This window comes from Polaromonas sp. P1_G1, assembly GCF_056405595.1.
On sequence record NZ_JBFUBU010000003.1, the window covers coordinates 104,216 to 122,044 of the forward strand.

Sequence of the window (17,829 nt, forward strand, 5' to 3'; positions counted from 1 at the left end):
CGCGACCTTCGCGGACAAGCTGTCAACAAAGTTATCCACAGAAAATCTGGAAATCTGTAAAGTGGCGCGAAATCAAGGACTTAGCGCATTATCTGGATGTATTCCTCAAGAAGTAAACACATTTAGTTACTCCGAATGAGCTATTGGTTGCAAGTCGTCGTCGCGGCGCCCGCGCACAGTTCCATTGCCGGGCCCCTGACTTATCAGAGTGAGTCGCCACTGCCTGTGGGCTCGCTGGTGCGCGTGCCGCTGGGCCGGCGCGAGGTCCTGGGCGTGGTCTGGGAACTGCTGGCCGACAGCGGCGCACTGCTGGAAATGCAGACGCGCCACGTCGCCGGCGCGCTGGAAGGCCTGCCTCCCTTGTCCGCCACCTGGCGCAAGCTGGTGCAGTTCACCGCGAGTTATTACCAGCGTTCACTGGGCGAGGTGGCGCTGGCCGCGCTGCCGCCGCAGCTGCGCGACCTCAGCAATGTGCAGCTGGCGCGTCGGCTCAAACGCCCGGTAGCCGACACCAGCTGCGCGCCGGACGGCCGCGGCCTGTGGGCGCTCAGCACCCAGCAGGCCGCCGTGCTGGCCGAATTCCATGCCGACAGCCGGCCCGCGCTGCTGTTCGGCGCCACCGGCAGTGGCAAGACCGAGGTCTACCTGCGCGCCGCGGCCCGCGTGCTGGAGCTGGACCCGGCCGCGCAGGTGCTGGTAATGGTGCCCGAAATCAACCTCACGCCGCAGCTGCAGTCACGCTTTGAAGAGCGTTTTGCCCACCTGGGCAAGGAGCGCGTGGTGGCCCTGCACAGCGGACTGACGCCGGCCCAGCGCCTGAAAAGCTGGCTGGCGGCCCACGCCGGCCACGCGCGCCTGGTGCTGGGCACGCGCATGGCGGTGTTCGCCTCCATGCCCAATTTGCGCCTGATCGTGGTCGACGAGGAACACGACCCGAGCTACAAACAACAGGAAGGCGCGCGTTATTCTGCGCGCGACCTGGCGGTCTACCGCGCCAAGATAGAAACGGAAGACGCCATGCACGCGCACGGCCCCTGCCGCGTGCTGCTGGGCTCGGCCACGCCTTCGCTGGAGAGCTGGCAGGCCACGCTGGCCGGTCGCTACCAACGGCTCATCATGGACGAGCGAATCGGGACGGTTTCATCAACCGGCGAAGAGCTGGCGCCCTACTCCGCCGGGCCTCAGCCCGAAGCTTCCACACCGCCGCAAGCCAGCGAACCCGGCCCCCTGGGCGACGCCGGCAGCCTGCCCACGGTGCGGCGCGTGGACATGAACCACCAGCCCAAGCACTGCATCATCGCGCCGCCGCTGCTGGACGCGATCGCCCAGCGCGTGGCGCGCGGCGAGCAGTCGCTGATCTTTTTGAACCGGCGCGGTTATGCGCCCGTGCTGGCCTGCCATGACTGCGGCTGGAAAAGCGAGTGCCCGCATTGCAGCGCGTTTCGCGTCTTCCACAAGATGGACCGCACCTTGCGCTGCCACCACTGCGGTTTCACCGAGCGCGTGCCACGCGCCTGCCCCAGCTGCGGCAACATCGACATCGCGCCCGTGGGCCGCGGCACCGAGCGGCTGGAAGAGCACCTGGCCGAACTGCTGGCCGGCGTGAAGCGGCCCGACGGCGAGCCGGTGCGCATCGCCCGCATAGACGCCGACACCACGCGGCTCAAGGGCGCGCTCGAATCACAGCTGGCCAGCGTGCATGCGGGCGAGGTCGACGTGCTGGTCGGCACGCAGATGATCGCCAAGGGCCACGATTTCCGGCACATCACGCTGGTGGCCGCCATCAACCCCGACGGCGCGCTGTTCTCCAGCGACTTCCGCGCGCCCGAGCGACTCTTCAGCCTGCTGATGCAGGCCGGCGGCCGGGCCGGCCGCGACGCGCGCCATAGCGGCGCCAGCGAGATGTGGGTGCAGACCTTCCATCCCGAGCACCCTTTGTTCGAGGCGCTCAAGCGGCACGATTACGCGGGCTTCGCAGCGCAGCAGCTGGCCGAACGCGAAGCGGCCGGCATGTCGCCCTTCGGTTTTTCGGCGCTGGTGCGCGCCGAGGCGCGCACGCAGGAGGTGGCGCAAGGTTTCCTGAACGCCGCGGCAGCCCAGGCCGACGCGCTGCAGCTCACGGGCAACGGCCAGGTCACGGCCTACCCGGCGGTGCCGATGACGATACAGCGCGTGGCCGACATCGAGCGCGCGCAGATGCTGGTCGAAAGTTCTTCGCGAGCGGCGCTGCAGCGCTTCCTCGCGGCCTGGCAGCCGGTGCTGTTTGAAACGCGCCAGCAGGCGGAATTTAAAAGCCTGATCCGCTGGGCAATTGATGTGGATCCGATTGCGATTTGATGGAATGGCCGGCGGTGTATTTTTACGAGACTCACACGGTCCACTTGGGTGCGTTACTTTTGAACATTCAATTGCAAGTCAGAAGCCGCCTGCTTAACGGCGCGCTCAACCTCTTCACGGAACATCCAGTACTTGTCGACAACCTGCCATCGCTTGGCGTTTACCGAGGCACCGATAGGACTGGAATAGAAGTCGGCCAGCGCATTTAATTCTTCAGTCGTATACACAGACACAAGTATGTCGATGTACGTTTCCAATAACTTGTCGCTGTTCAATCGACTTCGGATTTCGTTGGCTAAACTCTTCCGTCCCTGTGCAGGTACGTTACGTACATGGTAGGCAAGCATCTCATCGACCACTTCCTGCTGGGGAATCGCCTTCGCGTACCTCCTTGCCGAATCCCTACTGGCAACCGGATCTGCAAATGCGAAATTGACGCTGAGCACGAAGAAAAGAAGAAACGCGGAAAGTACTCTCATTCTGGGTCCTTTTCACTCACGGATATGACGCATAACGTCGGAAGTAACTAGCGCACGCACACCGGAGGCGCCAGGCACTGCAGCTTAAGGGCATCCGCGGCGACCTAACGGGTCCTATTTACGAATAAACAATCGTGATTACCGTGAACGTTGCCAACAACAGCCCTCCCGCAATCTGGCCCTTGTTTCGTGCAATCCAGCCAAGGGCACTTTCGATCGCATCATCGGTCAGGTACTTCTGCAATACATGGTCTTTCGCCAACAACCGGCGCAATATTGGACCGCCAAACGCGACTACAACCGACAGGAAGATGACAGTGACCAGAAGGATGGCTACGGCTAACATGCGTTCCACCCAAAGACACTTGACGTCATGTATGTCGCAAAAATGCTGCGGCATAACTTGGCGACTTCGCCCATAAAAACCAGCATTGAGGTTTGTCTCATTTGAATAGCTTGCTCCATTGATCAAGGGTTAGACACCCGTCATGAGCATAAGCCTAAAGGTGAGGCTGATTCTCTGGCCAGAGCCGGGAGATTTTGGAATGGCGTGGAGCCACAAGGACTGACTCAATAGAAGAGTTAGACCCTACCAATGACGAAGAACAACTTCGCCATGGAAAAGCCATTCGCAGTGGGCCAGTTGTATGCAGCTAGCCGCCGCGTGGCGTTTTCCTGAGTAACGCCATCGACCGTAACAGTCAAGGTCTGGAGCTTCCCCTCGTTGATGAACACGACGAGCTTTACCCAATGAAGTTCGGCAGACATGCTTGAACGCTGCAATTCTTCAGCAAAGAGCTTCTCAACTTGCACCTGGACGGATTCGCTCAACTTCGTGCCGCGTTGACCCCACTCCGAAAGGAATACACGTCTGGGGGCTCCGCTGATCTTCCAGGTTGCCTTCCGAACGTGCGGGTCTTCGCGATTGAATAGCTCGGCGTAAATCGGGTGCAAAGTGGTTAGACAGAAGTTTTGCAGGGAGTCGTAGAAGGCTGCATCCATCTTTGTTCCGGCTCCAGCGACGTAGTCCTCAAGCCTTCTGCCATTCTTGAAGGTTATGGAGATTCGCGATTCCACAGAGTAGAACTTTCCCGGAGTCAGCTCTTTAGCCTCATGGATCTCCCCGCCAAGCAGGACTCCCGTTCGTGGGAAATAGATTCCATCCTTCCTCTTTTCGAAGTCGTTGAAGTTGTGAGCTTTAAGCCAGAGCTCGAAGTAGGAGTTGACGTACTCTGCTCCCTGGCCCGCATGGACGGCCGACGCCAGGAAGAGAAGTAGTGTGACAAAGAGATTTCGCATGTTTGAGAAGGGGGCACGTAGGGGTAAAAAGTTTGACTCAAGCTGACTGCCGCAGGCAGGTCCGCTTGAAGGAAGGGTTAGGCATAGTCAGATAGCGCACTCTCGTATTGGCCCGGGGTCAATGAAAGACGATAGCTCCACCATTGGCACACATGGAAAACGCCTTCTTCCAGTCCCCATAGGAGGTGCGGAAGTATTCGTCGGAATGCTTTGACGCCGCAGCTTGGTACTGGAGGAAGTCCCTGTAGACGCGTTTGCAGACAACCGGACCAATGACGCCTTCCGCGTCAGAGAAGTCAATGAGCTCCCAAAATGGTCCCCTCTTGGCGCTCCAAACGGTAGCGTCGTACCGAAGCTCAACCTTGCCATTAACCGCCTTGTACGGAGTCTGCCCGTAGCCAGCGAGCTTCGCCAGTTCATTCCTCCAATGGTTGTAGCCGGAGTAGGAACCTGCCCTGAACTCAAAGGACGACTGATAGCGGTACACCGCTCCTGCTGTCAGCCCGGCAAAGCGCTCAGCAAAATGCACCGGGGCTAACTTGACCTGATTCTGTCCTGTCGGTTCTCCGTCTTTGGCGACTCGCGGTGATCGGACAATGGTCAGATTTTCATAAGCCGTTATATCCAGGCCAGCACTTGCGGCGACCGGACATAGGCTGATCGCAACGAGAAATTTGAAACGAAGCATGAGTGACCCCGGCGGCATTTGCCTTTTCAGGGCTTGAGTTCTCTGGATCGCGCTAGAAACGCTGCCATTTCTGCCTTGTGTTTTTTGTGCATCTCTCGAAGTCCGCTAAACCTCTGAAAGAACGGCACACATATCCACATTACCCCTCCGACGATTTGGCCGTAAAAAATTACGCAGACTCCTCCGCCTATCACCAAAGCCAAGACTACGGCGAGGCGCAGAAGATAGCCCAGAGGGTAGAGTTGTTTGGATGGATCGAAAGGCTCGTTGCTCATAACGTCGGGTTTAAGCGGAACGTCGACGGCGGGAGGAGCCAGCCTGAATGATTCGGCGACAACCTTGGATTCGGGGATTGAATCGTAAGTTGAAAGTGTCGGACTTGGAGTCGACCTATGCCAATACCTGTGATCCCGGCCCAAATATCCTGCATCCAGCGAGCGCGAGCACGAGAGGCGCGCTTGGTGATCAAGTTCTGCCAAAGGGAGCGAATAGAAGTCCTTGGCGCTGAATGCCAAGAAGCCATCTTTGAACCCAGAGATGCGTTTCATCAGCGAGATCGGTGGTGAAGGAGATCGTATGCACGCCGCGAAGGCCACCGACTCTTCGGTGGGGTCACCCATGAACAGAACTTCGATAGGGTTCAGAGTCAGATAGGGAAGTGGCAGATCTGCGAGGCCGTCGCAGGCAAGCTTCCAGTAGTCTTCGCCCATGCCGGGATCGCCGGCTACTTCCTGGAATATGGAGAGGCTGAGTTCGAGATTGCGTTTCGCGGTTGCCACCTCAACGCAAGGAAGCTCGATAACCAACGGTTCCGCTTGACCGTCTGTGAAGCCGGCTTCCATCGGGACACTCACTTTGTAAAGCGGTACGTTCCTGAAGCAACACAGCCACGGGAGAGGAATGCGATAGGCCGCCTCTGCAATTTCCACATATTCGCTGCCGCGACTCAACCCCACCCGCAATATCTGCGGGTCGCTGGTCAAGATATCAGTGTTCAATAGGTAGGAACGATTTGCCATGTGGGCCCTAAGATAGCGCATGCCGCAAAATGCTGCGGCATAACTTGGCGACTTCGCCCATAAAACCCAGCATTGAGGTTTGTCTCATTTGAATCGCTTGCTCCATTGATCAATGGGTTAGGCAACAGTCTTGAGCATAAGCCTAAAGGTGAGGCTGATTCTCTGGCCGGAGCCGGGTGATTTTGGAATGGCATGGAGCCACAAGGACTGGAACTCTTTTGACATGTACAAGAGAGAGCCTGGCGTCAATGCATATGGAACCTCGTGTGAACGAAGCTGCTTGTAGCGGAACATCATCTCGCGCTCGCTGCCGAGGGAAACGATCGCGACCCCGGTACCTTCTGCCAGTTCTTCAGTTGAATCGGAGTGAAAACCCATTGAAGACTGGCTATCCGGGTAGTAATTCAGCAGGCAGTTGTTGGGATAAAAGCCCAATGTTGCCTCGATCTGTTTGCAGATTCCTTGAAGGCTCTCAGGCATGGCAACTTGCGGGTATGTGATACCCGAGTAGTCGTAGGAGACCCCAAAACTTGCTGTCTTTCGAGCGCGCAGGCGCTCATCCCAGGCAACCGAAGACAGCAGACGGTCAAACAAGTCCTTGTGGCTTGCCACAAAGTCTGGAACGAAGGTGACATTGGGTGCTGGAAGCATGGGAAAGGGCACTTTGCGACGTAAGGGGTGGACTTCGGCTTGCCAGAGGACGTCCCCTTGGCGAATGGGTTAGGCGTCGTCATCGCTACGGCACATAAACCATATGAATTTTGAACGAGAAGCCGGGATTGCTATCTGTGACGCGCGCACTCAGCACCAAATCACTTCGACCTTCCGCTTGCGTCCATAGGTCTACCAGCGCGTCCCAGTGATTTCCCGACCAGATGCAAACAGACGAATCCCACGTCTCATCTGGCAGTTCCACCAAAATTTCTCCGTAGCTCTGAATGTAGTCCCGGATATGGGCAGCCGTGTCCGCGGAAACAGGCTCAACTCCCAACACGCCCGCTTTTAAGCAGTAGTCGTGCTCGGCAAAAGCGTTCACGATATCGCGGAACACGGGCCGCCAAACCGTGGGGATCGGTCGTTCCTGTGCTCCGTCTTTAACCACCAACACTTCAGTGCTTGAACTACGAACACTCATATCGTGGCCGCCTCTCTTGCAACGCCTGACGTAATGTATGCCGTAGGCAAGAGCCCAAAAGATGACCAGACCACCACCCTTTGCGGCGAAGCCGCCTCCCGTAGGTGTGGATCCGTGTCGATTGATCCGTCAAGTGCGCGCTTCATTCGTGGTCACAGGGACTCCAATGGACCGCATGTACTCAATGACCTTCTCAACCGCGCGCTCACGGTACTTGAAATCCCCAGACCGAGACCGCCAATGAAGTCTCGCTCCGTCCCGCAAGTTGAAGACCAGGCGATGATGCTTGGACATGAAGGCCCACCGGAGGCCGTACGCAAAGGCGAGTGTCAGCAGACCCACCTGGACTCTCGTCCCTGGCTCCAACCGTGACCAATAAATGATGAGGAAGTATGCGATGGCCAACATCAATACCACCAGAAGTGCCCCGGCGATGATGTGAAAGACTGATGAGCCCGACTCGTACCGCAAGCCCACGCAAGTTTTAAGCGGCACGGTGTCTATGCGGTATGGCGTCGTGATGGAGAATTGCTTCTTCAAGACCCTAAGCGTTTCCGTTCCAACACTGACAACCTGGCCAATGTGATGGGCGTAGTCGTCATTAAGCACAAGGCCCGCGACGAGCTCTTCTTCGGACAGTGGCATGGCGGTGAGTACCTGACTTAATGTATTGGCAGCAACGCCGGAACTGGCATCAATGGCGCATTCCAGACTTGCGGCGATTCTGGACCAAATGAATAGGTTTGAACATCCCCTCATCTGAGGAAGGGCCCAAAACTCCGCTTCCGTAGTGTTCAAGGCATTGAGGTCTAAACCCAGGCACTGCAAAGGTCGGCTTCCGCGCGCGCGATGCCCCGTGATTCGCGCCGAAACAATCAGCCGGCAACGTGACGTTTTGCGGGCGCCCGGCTCAGGCGGCAATGGATCGCGGCTCCCCTCGCACAGGCACTGCATCGCCCTCCGTCACCTGCCGCCAGCTTTCCTGCCCCATCCAGCCGCGCAGCGCCATCACACCTCTGGGCGTAATCTCCAGCGCGCGCATGCCCTGGCGGCGCAAGAGCCAACCGCGCTCAAGGCTATGCGTGCAAATCAGCGTGCCCAGCTGCCCGGCCACATGAAAGCGGCGCTCGCTCCAGTCGAGGCATGGCCGGCAATACGGCCGCTTGGTGTTGGTGCCAGGCAGTGAAGCCGTCAGGTCAATGCCCAGGCGCGCCAGCACGGCGCCGGCCTTGTCGGTCACGTGGCCGGCCTCCCCCTCAAACGCAATGGCGCCGTCGGCCACCAGGTGCTGCGCAATCGCCACGCCGAGCCGGCCGGCGATGTGGTCATAGCAGCTGCGCGCCATGCGCATGGCGGCGTCCTTGGGGCCGGGCACCACGGCGCGGCGCACAGTGGGCGCGTTCTGCGCCGCGAGCTGCGTGATGCCTTCGAGCACGCGGGCCACGTCGGCCGAGGCCAGACGGTGATATCGGTGGCGACCATGCTGCTCGACGCGCAGCAGGCCGCCTTCGACCAGCAGCGCCAGGTGGCGGCTGGCGGTTTGCGGCGACACGTTGCCGGCGCCGGCCAGTTCATGCGCCGTAAGCGAACGGCCGTCCAGCAGTTCCATCAGCATGGCGGTGCGGGCCGGTTCGCCGACCAGCGAGGCGATGTGGGCAATCTGGTTGGTGTTCATCATGGGTTTTGGGGTCTCGTAGCAGCAACCTTAGCAGCATCAGAAAACCCATGCTTCGTTCCCGAGCTAAGTATCGCGGCCCCTCTTCGCCGCACCATGGAGGCCATGCGACAAGCACTGCCGCCCCTCAAGGAAACTCCCATGGAAACGTCCGCGTCCCCCATCCTCCAGCCGCCGGCGCCGCGCCCCTTCTTTGGCGCCACCGTGGTGCGCGCCGCCTTTGTGCTGGCCATCTTCGGCTGGGGTATTGGTTTTTACAGCCCGGCGATTTTTCTGCACGCGGTGCTGGCGCGCACCGGCTGGGTGCTGCCGCTGGTGTCAAGCGCCGTGACCTTTCACTTTTTGTTCGGCGCGGGTGTGGTGGCCTGCATGCCTCGCATCCATGCCCGTCTCGGTGTGGCCGCGACGACGGCCGCCGGTGCCGCCGCGCTGGCCGTGGGCCTGCTCGGCTGGGCGCTGGCTGCCCAGCCCTGGCAATTGTTTGCGGCCGCGCTGCTGACCGGCGGCGGCTGGGTCACCATGGGTGCGGCGGGCATCAACGCCATCATCTCGCCCTGGTTTGTGCGCGGCCGGCCGATGGCGCTGGCCAAGGCTTACAACGGTGCCAGCCTGGGTGGGGTGATTTTTTCACCGCTATGGGGTGCGCTGATTGCCGCGATGGGGTTTACCGCCGCAACGCTGTGGGTGGGCGCGGCCATGCTGGCCGTCGTGGGCTGCCTGAGCTTTTTTGTGGTGGTGCAAACGCCGGAGCGCCTGGGCCAGCGGCCCGACGGCGATGCGCCGGGCACGCCGCCCGGCAGCGTTACCTCAGCGCATGCCAGGCCGCTGCCGGGCCGGCTGTTGTGGCGGGACCGCGGCTTTCGCACGCTGGCCGCCGCCATGGCGCTGAGCCTGTTCGCGCAGGCCGGCTTGATCACGCACCTGTATTCGCTGCTGGTTTCGGCCCTGGGCGCCCAGGGCGCGGGCCTGGCGATGGCGCTGGCCACGGCTTGCGCGATTGGCGGGCGCACCATCGTGGCCAAGTGCATGCCGGCCGGCGCCGACCGCCGCCTGGTCGCCAGCGTGAGTTATGCGGTGCAGATCGCCGGCTCACTGGCTTTGGCCTGCGCAGCGGAACACCAGGGCGCGCTGATCCTGCTGGGCGTGGTGCTGTTCGGCGTCGGCATCGGCAACGCGACCTCGCTGCCGCCGCTGGTGGCGCAGGTGGAGTTCGTCAAGGAAGACGTGGCGCGCGTGGTGGCGCTGATCGTCGCGATGTCGCAAGGCCTGTGGGCGCTGGCGCCGGCCACGTTTGCCCTGCTGCTGGTGACCAGCCATGGAAGCCCCGCGCACCTGGGTGCCGGCACGGGACTTTATTTCGGCGCGACGGTGCTGCTGCAGCTGGCCGCGATTGCCTGCATGCTGGGCGGCCGCAAGCCCGCAGGCTGAAGTTCAGCCCAGGCGCGGCGTGGAATCCGGCAAACAAGCCGCGGCGCGCGCCAGCAGCAGCTCGCGCTCGCGCAGGTTGCGCGTAAGCGAGGCGGCGCGTTCGAATTCGGCATGGGCCTCCTCGAGGCGTCCCAGCTTGAACAAAAAGTCGCCGCGCACGCTGGGCAGCAGGTGGTAGTTTTTCATCAGGGGCTCGGCCAGCAGCGCGTCGGCCACCTCCAGCCCCGTGGCGGGGCCGAAAGCCATGGCCAGCGCCACCGCGCGATTGAGTTCCACCACCGGCGAGGGCGCGAGCTGCGCCAGCGCATCGTAGAGCGCGGCGATGCGTGTCCAGTCGGTGTCGGCGCCGGTGGGCGCGCGCGCATGGCAGGCGGCGATAGCAGCCTGCAGCGCGTACGGCCCCAGCGCGCCGCCCAGCGCCTCGGCGCGCGCAAGTGCGGCGAAGCCGCGGCGTATCAGCAGGTGGTCCCAGCGCGCGCGGTTTTGCTCCAGCAGCAGGATGGGTTCGCCGGAAGGCCCGGTGCGCGCCTTGGCACGCGAGGCCTGGATTTCCATGAGGGCGACCAGGCCGTGGACTTCGGGCTCCTGCGTCGCCAGTTCGGCCAGCACGCGCCCCAACCGCAAGGCCTCATCACACAGCGCGGGCCGCATCCAGTCGCTGCCCGAGGTGGCCGAATAGCCTTCGTTGAAGATCAGGTAGATGACCTCCAGCACCGAAGCCAGCCGGGCATCGCGCTCTTCGGGGCCGGGCACTTCAAAGGGCACGCGCGCCTCGGCCAGGGTGCGCTTGGCGCGCACGATGCGCTGGGCCACGGTGGGCTCGGGCACCAGGAAGGCGCGCGCGATCTCGTCGGTGCTCAGGCCGCCCAGCAGCCGCAGCGTGAGCGCGATGCGCGCCTCGGTGGACAGCACCGGATGGCAGGCGGTGAAGATCAGGCGCAGCAGGTCGTCGCCGTAGTCGTCGGCGCCGTCGTCCCCGTCACCGGGCTCGTCTACGTCGGCGAAGGCCATGTCCTGCTCCATCTCGAGTTCGCGGCCCAGCTCTTCGTGCTTGAGCGCGAGCAGCTTGCGCCGCCGCAAGTAATCAATGGCGCGGTGCTTGGCGACGGCCATGAGCCAGGCGCCCGGATTGTCGGGAACGCCTGTCTTGGGCCAGCGCTCGAGTGCCGTGACCAGCGCATCCTGCGCGATCTCTTCGGCCAAGCCCACCTCCTGCACCATGCGCGCGACCTTGGCGATGACCTTGGCCGACTCGATGCGCCAGACGGCGTCGATGGCGCGGTGGGTTTCATGCGAGGCCATGCGGTTTCAGGCGCTCTTGCTTTTTCCGCTGGGTGCCTGCTGCATCTCGGTGAAGCCGGCGGCGGCTTCCTGCACGTCGCTCGGGAAATCCGACATTTCCATCACCTGGCGCAGCTCGATGGTCTCGTTTTCGGCGGCGGGGCAGCGCGACGCCCATTGGATGGCTTCCTCGCGCGAGGCCACGTTGATCATCCAGAAGCCGCCCACCACTTCACGGGCTTCGGCGAAGGGGCCGTCGCTCACGCGCGGCTTGCCGCCGGGGAAGCTCACGCGCGCGCCCATGGACGGCGGGTGCAGGCCTTCAAGCGAGAGCAGCACGCCGGCTTTTTGCAGCTCTTCGTTGTACTTCATCATGGCGGCCACGGCGTCGGCGCTGGGCAGGGTGCCGGCGGCGGCGCTTTCGTAGCCTTTGGGGATCATCAGCATCATGAATCGCATTTCTGTACTCCTTGGGTGTGGGTTTGAGGTCAGCGGCCGGCTTTACTTTTCCGCGGTGGCCTTCATGGCGGCCAGGCCGTCTTCAAAGTCCTTGCCCACCATCTTGTCGATGTTGAAGAAGACATGCATGACCCTGGAGATCAGCGGCGCGGGGCCCGCCATCTCCCAGCTCACCACACTGCCGCCGGCCTGCGGCTGGATGCTGAACACCACCTTGTTGTGGGCTTCAAAGGGTTTGCTGAAGTTCAGGTCTATCCTGACGACGGAAGACGGTACCGATTCGGTGATCAGCATGTCGCCCGTGCCGACCTCCTTGCTCTCCCAGGCATAGGCCGAGCCCTTGCCGGCGGCCGGGCCGCTGAAGCTGCGCTTCATGGCCGCGTCCTTTTTCTCCCAGGGCGACCAGGCGCCCCAGTTCTTGTAGTCGTTGATCAACGGGAAGATTTTTTCGGGCGGCGCCTGGACGGTGGTCTGGCGCTGGACACGGAAGGTGTCGGGCTTGCCGGCGGCAAGCACCAACACCGTCACGATGAAAAGCACGATGACAACGGCGGCAATGATGGCAATGGTCTTGAACATGTAAATCCCCTTTTTGGTGTTCGTTCATTTCATGAATGGGCGAGCGCCGGGTTTATCGGGCACGCACGCTGTGCGGCCTCCAAAAAACGTCTGCTCACCGTTACGACGAACGGAAAACATCAAATCGACACGCCCGGCCAAAAAAAATTTCAGATTTTTTTGGCCGCACCCCGGGCTTCAGGCCGCGGCGAAGTCGGCGGCCTCATACAGCAGCCGGATTTCAACCTCGACCTCCTCGGTGTCGCTGAAAGGAAACGGGTAGCCCAGCGCCCAGTCCACCGCGGCCTGCAGCGAGCGCGCCTGGATGATCCAGAAGCCGGCCAGCAATTCCTTGGCTTCGGCAAAGGGCCCGTCCATCACGCTGGGTTTGCCCCGGGTGAATTTGAGGCGGGATGCGCTGGCGCTGGGCTTGAGGCCTTCGCCCAGCAGCAGCACGCCGGCCTTGACGGCGTCGTCGTTGTGCTGGGCCATGCGCCCCAGCCACTGGTTGTCGGGCACGGTGCCGGCTTCGGCCCTGTCGTTGGCCTTGAGCAGAATCATGAAACGGCGAAAGCCTTCGGGCAGGGCTGGTGCGCCCTCACCGGCCACGCCGCGCAGGCCGCCGGGGCAGCCGCCTTCGCGGACCTCCAGCGAACTGTTGCCGCCGGCATCTTCCTGCGGCCAACGTTTGAGCCACTCGATGACTTCCTGGCGCGAGGCCGCCTCGACCATAGTGAAGCCGGCGATCAGCTCCTTGGCTTCGGTGAAGGGGCCGTCGACGACCGTGGGCTTGCCGCCGGAGAAGCGGATGCGCGCGCCCTTTGAACTGGGCTGCAGGCCCTCGCCGCCCAGCAGCATGCCAGCTTTGGCGAGTTCTTCGTTGTAAGCGCCCATGGCGGCCAGCAGCGCGGGGCTGGGCAGTTCGCCGGCCTCGGTGCTCGCGTCGGATTTGCGCAGGATCATGAATTGCATGTGAATTTCCTTGGGTGGCCCGATGCCGCCGTCCCAGGTTTTTACCTCAAACACGGGCCCGGCATGTTTCAGCCCTGTGATTCCATCTGCCGGCGCAGGCGTTCCTCGGCTTCGCGCAGTTCGGGCGTGAATTCGGCGCCGAAGTCTTCGGCCGAGAACACCTGGCGAATTTCGATTTCAGCTTCGCTCTCCGGCGGGAAGGGGCAGCGTTTGACCCATTCAATCGCCTCTTCCTTCGACGAAACCTGCAGCATCCAGAAGCCGGCCACCAGTTCCTTGGTTTCGGGGAAGGGCCCGTCAATCACGGTGCGTTTGCTGCCGGAAAACCTGACGCGCGCGCCTTTGGAGCTCGGGTGCAGCCCCTCGCCCGCCAGCATGACGCCGGCCTTGACCAGTGATTCGTTGAACTTGCCCATGTCGGCCAGCAGTTGTTCGCTGGGCATTTCACCGGCTTCGCTGTGTTTGTCGGCTTTCACCAGGACCATGAATTTCATATCGGACTCCTTTGGGTTGGGAGCGGAGAGCCCGGACAACCCGGGCAGAAACATCCTGCTCTTACCGGTACGACGAACAGGCGGAGCGAAATCGACAGCAGGGGCGCCGTCTTTTTTCAGTTTTTTTGTAACAGCCGCTGAAACCCGGGCGCAGGCCCGGGCTCCGCCTCAGGTGAGCAGGGCTACGGCCGCCGAAAAGCTGAAAAAGGCCAGCACGGTGGACAGCAGGATGATGCGCGCGATGCGGCCGTTGTCGGCGCCGAAGCGCTCGGCCAGCATCGCCACGTTGCTGGCGCTGGGCAGGGCCGCCACCAGCACGATCACGGTGAGCGCAAACCGATCCAGGGGCACGCCCAGCGCGATGGCGCCCAGCCCCACCAGGCCCACGAGCACCGGATGGACCACCAGCTTGATCAGCGCCACCGGCACGTAGTCCCTGAGCGGCGTGGCCGCAACGCTGTTCATCTGTGAGCGGGCCAGCACCGCGCCKATGGTGAACAGCGCCACCGGCGAGGCGGCGTCGGCCAGCAGCCCCACGGTCTGCATCACCGGCCCGGGGAGCGCCACCCCGAAGCCTGACGACAGCGCGCCCAGCACGATGGCCCAGGGCATGGGATTGAGCGCCACGCCCTTGAGCGCCTTCTGCGCGGCGACTTCGGCGCCGTGGATGTCGGCCGAATCCAGCCGCGACAGCGCGATGCACAGCGAACTCGTCACCAATAGATCAACAAGGATGGTGACGATGGCCGGGCCGGCGGCCTGCGCGCCCAGCAGCGCCACCAGCAGGGGCACACCCATGAAGCCGGTGTTGGGAAAGGCCGCGACCAGCGCGCCGAAGGACGCATCGTTCCAGGCAATGCGGCCCTTGCGCGTGAGCACCACGGTGAAGGCCACCATCAGCAGCGCGCACACCAGGTAAACCGCGACCAGGCTGGCGTCCAGCAGCTGCGCGATCGGCGTGCCGGCGCCGAAGCGGTAGAGCATGCAGGGCAGCGCGAAATACAGCACAAAGGTGTTGAGGCCGGGAATGGCCAGCTGCGGAAGCAGGCCGCGGCGCGCGGCAAGGTAGCCGCACAGCACCAGGGCGAAAAAGGGAAAGGTGACGAAAAGAATGCCGAGCACGGCGCTGATTGTCGCCCAGGCCTTGCGTGTGGTGCGTCGCAAAGCTCTGCCCACCCGTCGATTGGGCAAAAAAAAATAGCTGCAGCGCAGGGAGTGCCTGCGCTGCAGCTACTTATGACAGAGCAAATGATGGCAGGACGGCTGGCGGGTGGCGTGATTCCGATGTGAATCCCGCCAGCCCGGCGCCGCCGCTTTAAAAGCTGTGCGCAATGCCCGCGTAAATGGTTCTTTGCGACTGGTTGATCGCCGGATTTCCCGATACCGTGTCCACCCCGAAGTTGGCGCCACTGGAGTTGCTGACGTTGCCGAATGCCGCGTACAGCAGCGTGCGCTTGGACATGCTGTAGTCCGCGCCCACCATGCCGAGCGTGGCCTTGCCGGCCACCCGGTCGGACTTGACGTGGAAGACCGAACCGATCAGCGTGAGCGCCGGCGTCACATCGTAGCGAACGCCGACCCAGGCATGCTTGAGCTTGCTCGCGGCGGTGAGGGCCGCGTCGGCTGCGGTGATGTAGTCGTAAGCCGCATACAGCTTGGCCGGGCCGATCTTGTAAGTGCCGCCGATGATGGTTTCCTTGGAGGTGTTGAAAACATCCGTGAAGGTGCCGACAGCATTACGGCGCTGGGAATAGATGGCGCGCAGCATCAGGTCCTGGTTCGCATAGGTCAGAGAAAAGCCTTCGCCGCGGTTGGCCTTGCTGTTGCCCGCCTGTTCGCCGAGCGAGATCTGCCCCGTGGCATTAAAGCCGCCCATGTCAGGCGTTGAATACTCGATCACATTGTTGGCACCAGGCCAGCTGCGTCCCCTGACCAGGGTGGCGCTGCCCACCCACTGCTGGCCGGTCGGGTCCAGGTCCCACACGTCGTTGCTGATGAACAGGTTCTTGCCAAGGCGAAAACTGCCCCAGCTGGCGTTGGACAGGCCGACATAGGCGCGGCGATTGAACAGGTTCGTTCCGGCCCCCCCGTTTTTAAGCTCAAACCCGCTTTCGAGAAGGAAGTTGGCCGCGAGGCCGCCCCCCAGGTCTTCTTTGCCCTTCATGCCCCACATGCTGGTGCCCCACTGGTTGCTGGCCACCATGGTTTTGGAGAAACTGGCATTGGCCACCGGGTCAAACACATGATCGATATAGGCCAGGCCTGACACGACCCGTCCATACAAGGTGACGGTGGACTGGGCAGAGGCCATTTGCGGAGCCAGCACGGCCGCGCAGGCAACGCCCAGGTACATACTACGGATAGCAGCTTTCATGATTTGTCTCTCTTTTCTGTGGTTGGATTGAGTCAGTTGAAGAAGTCCGGATATGCCCATTCGCCGGCATGGCTGCCCAGAGCGAACCCGGTTCGGGCGGGGAAAACATGGCGGCCAGCTTTCACCGTGCTCTTCGGGCCCGGTGGCTGGCAGCGCCGCATGGCGTTTCGGCGGTGTGGATGTCTGTTCATGGCGCCCAGCGGCAGGAACACCGCCGTGTCGTCGATTTCGCGGTCGGTCGATAAGTCCATCGTGGGGCTCCGGTCTCGTCTGTTGGTCATGGATGGGCAGGCAATGAAGGGTCGGCGTGCCGTCAAGCCCTGAAGGCGTACTGCGCCAGCGACTCGCGTTTCATCTCGATCGAATAACCCGGCCGCTGCGGCGGCATGTAGGCGGCATTGCGAATCACGCAGGGATCCACGAAATGCTCGTGCAGGTGGTCCACGTATTCGATGACCCGGCCTTCCTTGGTGCCGGCGATGCAGAGGTAGTCGATCATCGACAGGTGCTGCACGTATTCGCACAGGCCGACCCCGCCGGCATGCGGGCACACCTTGAGCCCGTACTTGGCGGCCATCAGCATCACGGCCAGCACCTCATTGACCCCGCCGAGCCGGCAGGCGTCGATCTGCACCACGTCAATCGCGCCCTGCATGATGAGCTGCTTGAACATGACGCGGTTCTGGCACATCTCGCCGGTGGCGACCTGCATGTCGCCCTTGACCGCCTCGCGGATGCGGCGGTGGCCTTCGATGTCGTCGGGGCTGGTCGGCTCCTCGATGAACCAGGGCTTGGCAAAACGCAGGTGTTCCAGCCAGTCGATCGCCTCGTTCACGTCCCACACCTGGTTGGCATCGATCATCAGGGTGCGGTCGGGGCCGAGCACCTCGCGGGCGACGCGCACCCGCCGGATGTCGTCCTGCAGGTCTCGGCCCACCTTGAGCTTGATGTGTGAAAAGCCGGCGTCCACCGCCTCCTGGGCCAGGCGTCTGAGCTTTTCGTCGTCATAGCCCAGCCAGCCGGCGGACGTGGTGTAGCAGGCATAGCCTTCCTGCTCGAGCGTCTTCAGGCGCGCGTCCTTGCCGGCGGCCTGGCGCGTCAACAGCGCCAGCGCTTCGGCCGGCGTGATGCAGTCGGTGATGTAGCGAAAGTCGATCAGCCTGACGATTTCTTCCGGGCTCATGCGGGCCACCAGCTTCCACACCGGCAGGCCCTCCTGCTTGGCCCACAGGTCCCACACGGCATTGACCACGGCGSCKGTSGCCAGGTGGATMGCRCCCTTGTCCGGGCCWATCCASCGCAGCTGGCTGTCCGAGGTGATGTAACGCCAGAAACGGCCCATGTCCGCGGTCACCCAGTCCATGTCCAGGCCGACCACCAGATGGCGCATGGCTTCGATGGCGGCGCAGCAGACCTCATTGCCGCGGCCTATGGTGAAGGTCAGGCCGTGGCCTTCGAGCCCCGGCTGGCCGGTTTCCAGCACCACATAGGCGGCCGAATAATCCGGGTCCGGATTCATCGCATCCGAGCCGTCGAGATGCCGCGACGTCGGAAAGCGCACGTCGATGACACGCAGGGATTGGATAGTGCTCATGAAGGATTGCCGTTTGCCTGGTGAAGAAGCTTCAGCG

The 17,829-nt window shown here is 62.3% G+C and carries 19 protein-coding genes and 1 pseudogene; 2 read left to right on the forward strand and 18 right to left on the reverse strand.

Annotated elements, in window-relative coordinates:
* Window positions 1–135: 135 nt before the first annotated feature.
* Window positions 136–2,337, forward strand: coding sequence for a replication restart helicase PriA (priA, locus tag AC1D1Y_RS02170; RefSeq protein WP_477680910.1), 2,202 nt, complete (start codon window positions 136–138; stop codon window positions 2,335–2,337).
* A gap of 53 nt (window positions 2,338–2,390) precedes the next feature.
* Here the strand turns inward: priA and AC1D1Y_RS02175 are convergent, their stop codons facing one another.
* The 8 genes from AC1D1Y_RS02175 to AC1D1Y_RS02210 all read right to left on the reverse strand — a co-directional run bounded on the left by AC1D1Y_RS02175 (window position 2,391) and on the right by AC1D1Y_RS02210 (window position 8,632).
* Entirely contained in the window at window positions 2,391–2,816 is a 426-nt protein-coding gene (locus tag AC1D1Y_RS02175) for a DUF2059 domain-containing protein (RefSeq protein ID WP_477680911.1), read from the reverse strand.
* Between the two features lie 118 nt (window positions 2,817–2,934).
* Window positions 2,935–3,216 (reverse strand): hypothetical protein, encoded by a 282-nt coding sequence (locus tag AC1D1Y_RS02180; protein ID WP_477680912.1) that lies wholly within the window; start codon window positions 3,214–3,216, stop codon window positions 2,935–2,937.
* Between the two features lie 182 nt (window positions 3,217–3,398).
* Window positions 3,399–4,115 (reverse strand): DUF6348 family protein, encoded by a 717-nt coding sequence (locus AC1D1Y_RS02185; protein ID WP_477680913.1) that lies wholly within the window; start codon window positions 4,113–4,115, stop codon window positions 3,399–3,401.
* Window positions 4,116–4,233: 118 nt separating this feature from the next.
* Complete coding sequence (locus AC1D1Y_RS02190) at window positions 4,234–4,803, reverse strand: hypothetical protein (RefSeq protein ID WP_477680914.1); 570 nt, start codon at window positions 4,801–4,803, stop codon at window positions 4,234–4,236.
* A 26-nt stretch (window positions 4,804–4,829) separates the two neighbouring features.
* Window positions 4,830–5,801 carry a hypothetical protein gene (locus AC1D1Y_RS02195; protein ID WP_477680915.1) on the reverse strand — a complete coding sequence of 324 codons (972 nt, stop codon included), beginning with the start codon at window positions 5,799–5,801 and terminating at the stop codon, window positions 4,830–4,832.
* Window positions 5,802–5,939: 138 nt separating this feature from the next.
* Window positions 5,940–6,473, reverse strand: coding sequence for an alpha-ketoglutarate-dependent dioxygenase AlkB family protein (locus tag AC1D1Y_RS02200; RefSeq protein ID WP_477680916.1), 534 nt, complete (start codon window positions 6,471–6,473; stop codon window positions 5,940–5,942).
* 85 nt (window positions 6,474–6,558) lie between these two features.
* On the reverse strand, window positions 6,559–6,957 hold the full coding sequence (locus AC1D1Y_RS02205; protein ID WP_477680917.1) for a DUF7668 domain-containing protein: 399 nt from the start codon (window positions 6,955–6,957) through the stop codon (window positions 6,559–6,561).
* Between the two features lie 910 nt (window positions 6,958–7,867).
* Complete coding sequence (locus AC1D1Y_RS02210; protein ID WP_477680951.1) at window positions 7,868–8,632, reverse strand: ArsR/SmtB family transcription factor; 765 nt, start codon at window positions 8,630–8,632, stop codon at window positions 7,868–7,870.
* Between the two features lie 141 nt (window positions 8,633–8,773).
* On the opposite strand from AC1D1Y_RS02210, the gene AC1D1Y_RS02215 reads away from it, so the two are divergent.
* Window positions 8,774–10,060, forward strand: coding sequence for an MFS transporter (locus AC1D1Y_RS02215; protein WP_477680918.1), 1,287 nt, complete (start codon window positions 8,774–8,776; stop codon window positions 10,058–10,060).
* Window positions 10,061–10,063: 3 nt separating this feature from the next.
* Here AC1D1Y_RS02215 and AC1D1Y_RS02220 read toward each other — a convergent pair whose 3' ends face one another.
* The 10 genes and pseudogenes from AC1D1Y_RS02220 to AC1D1Y_RS02265 all read right to left on the reverse strand — a co-directional run bounded on the left by AC1D1Y_RS02220 (window position 10,064) and on the right by AC1D1Y_RS02265 (window position 17,792).
* The gene (locus AC1D1Y_RS02220; RefSeq protein ID WP_477680919.1) at window positions 10,064–11,362 is read right to left on the reverse strand and encodes an RNA polymerase sigma factor; all 1,299 of its coding nucleotides are present in this window, start codon (window positions 11,360–11,362) and stop codon (window positions 10,064–10,066) included.
* Window positions 11,363–11,368: 6 nt separating this feature from the next.
* Complete coding sequence (locus AC1D1Y_RS02225; RefSeq protein WP_477680920.1) at window positions 11,369–11,800, reverse strand: YciI family protein; 432 nt, start codon at window positions 11,798–11,800, stop codon at window positions 11,369–11,371.
* A gap of 42 nt (window positions 11,801–11,842) precedes the next feature.
* Window positions 11,843–12,379, reverse strand: coding sequence for an SRPBCC family protein (locus tag AC1D1Y_RS02230; protein WP_477680921.1), 537 nt, complete (start codon window positions 12,377–12,379; stop codon window positions 11,843–11,845).
* Window positions 12,380–12,556: 177 nt separating this feature from the next.
* On the reverse strand, window positions 12,557–12,919 hold the full coding sequence (locus AC1D1Y_RS02235; protein ID WP_477680952.1) for a YciI family protein: 363 nt from the start codon (window positions 12,917–12,919) through the stop codon (window positions 12,557–12,559).
* A 75-nt stretch (window positions 12,920–12,994) separates the two neighbouring features.
* A pseudogene (locus AC1D1Y_RS02240) lies at window positions 12,995–13,330 on the reverse strand (YciI family protein); the annotation flags it as partial.
* A gap of 68 nt (window positions 13,331–13,398) precedes the next feature.
* Window positions 13,399–13,824 carry a YciI family protein gene (locus AC1D1Y_RS02245; protein WP_477680922.1) on the reverse strand — a complete coding sequence of 142 codons (426 nt, stop codon included), beginning with the start codon at window positions 13,822–13,824 and terminating at the stop codon, window positions 13,399–13,401.
* Between the two features lie 168 nt (window positions 13,825–13,992).
* Complete coding sequence (locus AC1D1Y_RS02250) at window positions 13,993–14,946, reverse strand: AEC family transporter (protein ID WP_477680953.1); 954 nt, start codon at window positions 14,944–14,946, stop codon at window positions 13,993–13,995.
* Between the two features lie 193 nt (window positions 14,947–15,139).
* Complete coding sequence (locus AC1D1Y_RS02255) at window positions 15,140–16,198, reverse strand: porin (protein WP_477680923.1); 1,059 nt, start codon at window positions 16,196–16,198, stop codon at window positions 15,140–15,142.
* Between the two features lie 32 nt (window positions 16,199–16,230).
* Entirely contained in the window at window positions 16,231–16,449 is a 219-nt protein-coding gene (locus AC1D1Y_RS02260) for a hypothetical protein (protein WP_477680924.1), read from the reverse strand.
* 62 nt (window positions 16,450–16,511) lie between these two features.
* Complete coding sequence (locus AC1D1Y_RS02265; protein ID WP_477680925.1) at window positions 16,512–17,792, reverse strand: L-fuconate dehydratase; 1,281 nt, start codon at window positions 17,790–17,792, stop codon at window positions 16,512–16,514.
* Between the last annotated feature and the right edge of the window lie 37 nt (window positions 17,793–17,829).